The organism is Halapricum sp. CBA1109, from assembly GCF_009741825.1.
Taxonomy (GTDB): Archaea; Halobacteriota; Halobacteria; order Halobacteriales; family Haloarculaceae; genus Halapricum.
The window spans coordinates 1-5,891 of record NZ_WPCA01000154.1 but is presented as its reverse complement, the minus strand read 5'-3'; the positions used below and the strand labels follow the sequence as shown (position 1 = coordinate 5,891).

Annotated in this window: 6 protein-coding genes; 2 read left to right on the top strand and 4 right to left on the bottom strand. The window is 66.2% G+C overall.

Annotated elements, in window-relative coordinates:
• Nucleotides 1-258, bottom strand: a 258-nt coding sequence (locus GJ629_RS13695) for a hypothetical protein (protein WP_157513548.1), incomplete at its 3' end; no start/stop codon positions are given.
• A gap of 156 nt (nt 259-414) precedes the next feature.
• Here GJ629_RS13695 and GJ629_RS13690 point away from each other — a divergent pair.
• Nucleotides 415-876 carry a DUF4112 domain-containing protein gene (locus GJ629_RS13690; RefSeq protein WP_157513547.1) on the top strand — a complete coding sequence of 154 codons (462 nt, stop codon included), beginning with the start codon at nt 415-417 and terminating at the stop codon, nt 874-876.
• A gap of 33 nt (nt 877-909) precedes the next feature.
• Here GJ629_RS13690 and GJ629_RS13685 read toward each other — a convergent pair whose 3' ends face one another.
• From GJ629_RS13685 to GJ629_RS13675, 3 genes are all read right to left on the bottom strand, one after another.
• The gene (locus GJ629_RS13685; protein ID WP_157513546.1) at nt 910-1,527 is read right to left on the bottom strand and encodes a hypothetical protein; all 618 of its coding nucleotides are present in this window, start codon (nt 1,525-1,527) and stop codon (nt 910-912) included.
• Nucleotides 1,528-1,612: 85 nt separating this feature from the next.
• Nucleotides 1,613-2,830: a homoserine O-acetyltransferase gene (metX, locus tag GJ629_RS13680; RefSeq protein ID WP_157513545.1), complete on the bottom strand. Its 1,218-nt coding sequence runs from the start codon at nt 2,828-2,830 to the stop codon at nt 1,613-1,615.
• A gap of 2 nt (nt 2,831-2,832) precedes the next feature.
• The gene (locus GJ629_RS13675) at nt 2,833-4,125 is read right to left on the bottom strand and encodes an O-acetylhomoserine aminocarboxypropyltransferase/cysteine synthase family protein (protein WP_157513544.1); all 1,293 of its coding nucleotides are present in this window, start codon (nt 4,123-4,125) and stop codon (nt 2,833-2,835) included.
• A gap of 485 nt (nt 4,126-4,610) precedes the next feature.
• Here GJ629_RS13675 and GJ629_RS13670 point away from each other — a divergent pair, with 485 nt between their 5' ends.
• Nucleotides 4,611-5,891 (top strand): alpha-amylase domain-containing protein, encoded by a 1,281-nt coding sequence (locus GJ629_RS13670; RefSeq protein WP_157513543.1) that lies wholly within the window; start codon nt 4,611-4,613, stop codon nt 5,889-5,891.

Here is a 5,891-nt window from a genome sequence, read left to right as displayed (position 1 = left end):
GGGTCGAGCGCTCGCCGCCGGCGAGCGCGAGCCCGGACAGAAAAAGTGGCTTTTAAAACGGGACGCCTCGTCGTAGCGGATGAGGACGACGGTGAGGACGACGCCGGTGACGAGCGCTATCACGTAGGCGAGGCCCTCCGACACCAGCGGCCGGAGGCCGAGATACAGGATCATCGCGAGAAACAGCCCTACGGCCGTCTCCGCGGAGACGAGACGGTCCCACGCCCTCGACAGTCGGGAGTCCTCGGAACGACTCACGCTGGAAGGGTACGACGAGGCGGTACTAATACTTTCGTCACCACGGCACTGCGGGGGCGCTGTCGACCGGCAATCGGGACTCGCTACCGCGACTGTGTGAGCGACGACGATATACACCACACAATCTTTACCGCTCCGTCCGGAACTGTTGGTACGATGACTACTGGCTTCGAGTCTCGCTTCGACGTCGACTACGACGGTGAACTGCCGGCGAGCGTCGACGAGGCTGCTCTCGACCGGATGGAGACGGTCGCGTACGTGCTCGACGAGAGCGTGCGCGTTCCCGGAATCGGTGTCCGGATCGGTCTCGACCCGTTTCTGGGGGCGATCCCTGTCGCCGGGGATCTGCTGAGTGGTGCGTTCTCCCTGTACATCGTCGCCGAATCTGCGTATCTGGGGGTCTCGTTCAGGACACTCGTCGAGATGCTCGCCAACATCACCTTCGACGTCGTGGGTGGGTCCGTCCCTTATGTCGGTACCGTGGTCGACGCACTCTGGAAGGCGAACAAGCGAAACGTCACACTCACGCTGGCGGACCTCGCCGAGGCAGTCGAGACGGACGAACCGGACGACCGGTCGGACACCGCCGTCGATATCCCCGTCGAACCCGCCGACTGACGCCGAGCGGGGACCGATGTCGCGCCGGCGGTGCTACTCCGGGGGCAAATCGTCGTCCTCCGGGGCGACGGCGTAGTAGCCCGGCGAGACGGTCATCCCGTGGTCGTCGATGGAGACGACAGCGTCGCTGAGGTGGGAGAACAGCGTCTCCAGTTCCTCGTCGCCGGTGTCGCCGTCGAGGTGGAAGTAGGCGACGTGGTCCTCGCGCCGCAGGCGTGCCCCGACGGTGTGCAGGAGTTTGAACACCAGTTCCCGGTCGACGAACGCCAGCATCTCGCTGATGGAGTAAACACAGAGACCCACGCGCTCGCCGGCGGCCGCGGCGTCCGAGAGGACGTCGTTTATCGCCGTACCGAGGGCGTTCAGGTCGGCGGGGCTCCGGACCGTCTCGACCGGTGTCGGCCCGTCGTCGTCGCCGTGGCGGAGCGTTCGGACGTCGACGTAACTGACGGCCGTGCCGTCGAGGGCGGGCCGGTCGTCGAGTCGGGTCTCCCACGCGGCCGGGTCGTCGCTGATGGCGACGATCAGGAGGCGGTCGAGACCGCCGGGAGTCCGTTCCAGCAGGTCGGCACACGCCTTCGCTCCCACGTCGCGGGGCGAGAGCACGAGCACCGCGGCGGCGTCCTCGAAGTCGGACTCGGGGGCGCTCACGCCGACCACCGGTCACAGAGGGGACCCATCGGTTGGGAGAAATTCCGACTGGGACGCTCAAGTATCTTCTTATCAGCCCGAACGCTCAGTCCGAAAAGAGGCTGTTGTGGACGGGCGCGAACTCGCGGTCGGTGTCGGTGTCCTCCTCGGCGGTGTCGGTGATGGCCGTCCCGTCGACGCCCGCGGCGAGGAAGTCCCGGAGGGGCGGGCCGACGTTCTCCGGTTCGACGAGGAACGCGTCGTGGCCGTGGTCGGACTCGACGACGTGGTGGGCGGTCGCCACGTCGGCGTCCCGGAGGGCCGTCGCCAGTTCCTCGGCCTGATCGACCGTGAAGTGCCAGTCGGCGGTGAACGACATCACTAACGACTCGCCCACGAAGGCCGCCAGCGCGGCGGCGTCGGACTCGAACCCGGACGCGAGGTCGTAGTTGTCCATCGCCCGGGTGAGATAGAGGTAGCTGTTGGCGTCGAAGCGGTCGACGAACGTCTCGGCCTGATAGTCGAGGTAGGACTCGACATCTCGATAGGGGAAAAACGACGCCGCGGGGTCGGTGGGGAACGTCCGGACGGCGTCCCGGCCGGCCGACCGGCGGCCGAACTTCTTCTCCATGCTGGCCTTCGAGAGGTACATCACGTGGCCGAGTTGCCGGGCGATAGCGAGGCCGTCGGTCGGCTTCGGCCGGTCCTCGGCGTAGTAGTCGCCGCCGTTCCAGTCGTCGTCGGTCGTGATGGCCCGCCGGGCGATGGCGTCGATGGCCAGACACTGCGGGTCGACGCGGGCCGCGGTGGCGATGGCCGCGACGCGGTCGACGTGGTCGGGGTGTCGGCGCGCCCACTCCAGGGCGTTCATCCCGCCGACGCTCCCACCGACGACGGCGTGTAAGGCCGGGACGCCGAGTTCGTCCAAGAGGCCGCGCTGGGCCTCCGTCCAGTCGGAGACGGTGACCGCGGGGAAGTCGGTGCCGTATGGCTCGCCCGTCTCGGGGTGCTCGCTCGCGGGACCGGTCGTCCCGTAGCACGAGCCGGGGATGTTCGCACAGACGACGTAGTAGTCGTTGGTGTCGATGGCCTTGCCCGGGCCGACGATGTCGTCCCACCACGCGCGGGCCTGCCCGCTGGTCGCGTCGTCGGCCTGTCGGTGGCTGGCGACGTGGGCGCTGCCGGTCAGAGCGTGACAGACAAGCACCGCGTTGTCGCCGGTGAACTCCCCGTAGGCCTCGTAGGCGACGTCCAACTCGGGGATGGACTCCCCGCACTCGAAGGTGAACTCGCCCAGCGAGACGGTGCCGCGGTCGACGTCCATAGTTATGTCGCCTCGATACCCGCTTTGAGGTCGGCGATGATGTCTCTGGCGTCTTCGATGCCGACCGACAGGCGAATCAGGTCGGGCGTGACGCCACTCTCGCGCTGTTCGGCCTCGCTCAACTGGGCGTGAGTCGTGCTCGCGGGGTGGATGATCAGCGTCTTCGCGTCGCCGACGTTGGCGAGAAACTGCGCGAGGTCGGTCTCCTCACACAGTCGCTTGCCGCCCTCGAAGCCGGATTCGAGGCCGAACCCGACCATTCCGCCGAAGCCCCCGTCGAGGTACTTCGCGGCGTTGGCGTGGGTCTCGTGGTCCTCGATGCCGGGGTAGGTCACCCACGCCACGTCGGGGTGGTCGTCCAACCACTCGGCCACGCGCACGGCGTTCTCGCAGTGGCGCTCCATCCGCAGCGACAGCGTCTCGGTCCCCTGCAGGGTCGCCCACGCGTCGAAGGGGGCCTGTCCGTCGCCGAGGCTCCGGACGCCGCGCTGGCGGGCCGCGACGCTGAACGCCCGGTCGCCGAAGCTCTCGACGAAGTTCCGGTCGAACGCCGGGTTGGTGCCGCCGATTTCGGGGTACTTCTCGGCGTGCTCGCCCCACGGGAAGCTCCCGCCGTCGACGAGGACGCCGCCGATGGTCGACCCGGACCCGTGAATCCACTTCGTCGTCGACTCCCAAACGATGTCCGCGCCGTGGTCGAGCGGGTTACATAGCGCGGGCGTGGCGAAGGTGTTGTCGACGAACAGCGGCGTGTCCTGATCGTGGGCCACGTCGGCCACCGCTTGGATGTCCGGCGTGACCAACGAGGGGTTGCCGATAGTTTCGAGGTGGACGTAGGCCGTATCCTCGTCGATGGCTTCGGCGTAGGCGTCGTAGTCGAGGGTGTCGACGAATCGGGCTTCGATACCCCGCCGGCCGGCGGTCTTGGTGAAGTAGCTGTGGGTGCCGCCGTAGATAGAGGAGGCAGAGACGATGTTGTCGCCGGCTTCGGCCAACACGAGCGTCGCGGCGTCAAGTGCGGCCATTCCGGATGCCGTCGCGACGGCGTCGACGCCGTTCTCGAGGCTGGCGAGGCGACGCTCTAGAGTCCGAACCGTCGGGTTGTCGAACCGCGAGTAGACGTTACCGTCGTCCTCTAAGGCGTACAGGTCGGCCGCGTAGTCGGCGTCGCCGAAGGCGTACGAGGAGGTCTGGTAGATAGGCGGTGCGACTGCCCCCGTCTGTGGGTCGGGCTCCTGCCCGGCGTGGACACACCGTGTCCCGAACCGTCGCGGCTCGCTGGCGTCGTCGTTCATGTATAGTGCTCATACGTCTCTGTACGTCTATAACTGAGAGTTACGGCAAATATCTCAGTGTGTGTGATTCTCACCCTAACTATTGCTAGCTATATAGATCACATACCACCATTCAAGTGTTACTCGGTCGTGAGTAAAGATGCGGGCGAGGAAACGCACCCGCCTGCACGTGCCATGGTGGCACAGATGTTCCCCGACATCAACTGACCGCCCCGGCCGCCTGCCCCGATGTTCCCCGACATCCCGCGGCCGTTCGGTCACTCTCCCCCTTCGTTTCATGGTTTTCACGGCCATCACCGCCGGCCACTACCGGTAGTCGCTGTTTTGTTCAGTCACACCCCCTCTGGATGATAACATTTGATAAAGATGATGAAAGATATAAATACGGGGGGTGTTGACAGGCAAGTGTATACCATGTCACTGACGGCCATTGCAGGCGGGCTGTCGGGCGGCCGTCAGTCAGACTGGTGGGTGTATCTCTGACTATGAACGACGAATCTACAGCATCCTGTCAGCGCGCTGGACCGACGACGCCGTCGATGGCGACGAGTGCGACGACTGTCGCGGACGGTCAAGAGATGACCGGCGAACCGGTTGCACTCCAGTACTTCGACTATCACGAACCGGGCGGCCCCGAGGGCGACCACTGGGACCGCATCACAAAGGAGGCCGAACTCATCGCCGGGTCGGGCTACGACGCCGTCTGGGTCCAACCGCCGATGGAACCGGTCACCGCGCAGTCCAACGGCTACAACCCCAGCGATCATCTCACGTGGGACTCCCCGCTGGGAAGCGAGGACGCCTTCGAGCGGATGGTCGAGGAACTGGGCGACGCCCGCCACGGCGAGGTGGGCGTCTACATCGACGCCATCGTCAACCACACCGGGACCGAAGACCCCGGCGACGGGGCCTACGCCCACCTCGACGACCCCGAGTACTACCACCACCCCGAGGCCGGCGGCCGCACGGACATGCAGCTGTTCGACCTCTGGGACCTCGACCAGACCCACGAGACAGTGAGCCGCCACCTCCGGGCGTACGTCGAGAAGATAGCCCAGATGGGCTGTGCCGGCGTCCGCTGGGACGCCGCCAAGCACGTCCCCCAGTGGTTCTTCGACGAGTACCTCAACGAGTGGGTCGACGACCACGACTTCTTCCGCGTCGCGGAGGTGTTCGACGGCGACGTCGACTTCCTGCAGAGCTACGTCGACACCGGGATGAACTGCTTCGATTACCCCCTGTTTTTCACGATGCAGGACAGTTTCCGCGCGGACGGTGACTTCCGCTGGCTTCAGGGCGTCATCGAGGACGGCGATTGCCTGCTGGGCCGTGATTCCTACCACGCCTCGACGTTCGTCTCCAACCACGACGAGTCCGCACCGCCCTTAGAGCGGTTGGCCTACGCGTTCATCCTCACCTCGCCGGGCTACCCCATCGTCTACAGCAACCACGCCATCCCCGAGGCCGGCGTCGACTACGCCGCCCCGTGGCTCCGCAACCTCGTCTGGGTCAAGCGCAACCTCGCCGCCGGCCCGCAGTACGTCCGCCACGCCGACCGTGACCTGTTCGTCCACGAACGGGAGGGGTCGCTGCTCGCGGCCATCAACAAGGCCGACCACGAGCGGACCGAACACGTCTACACGACGTGGTCCGACCGCGAACTGCACGACTACACCGGGTCGATGGACGCCCGCCAGACCGGTGAGGAGGGCTGGGTCGAACTCTCCGTGCCCGCCAACAGCTGGGTCTGTTACGCGCCGTACTAG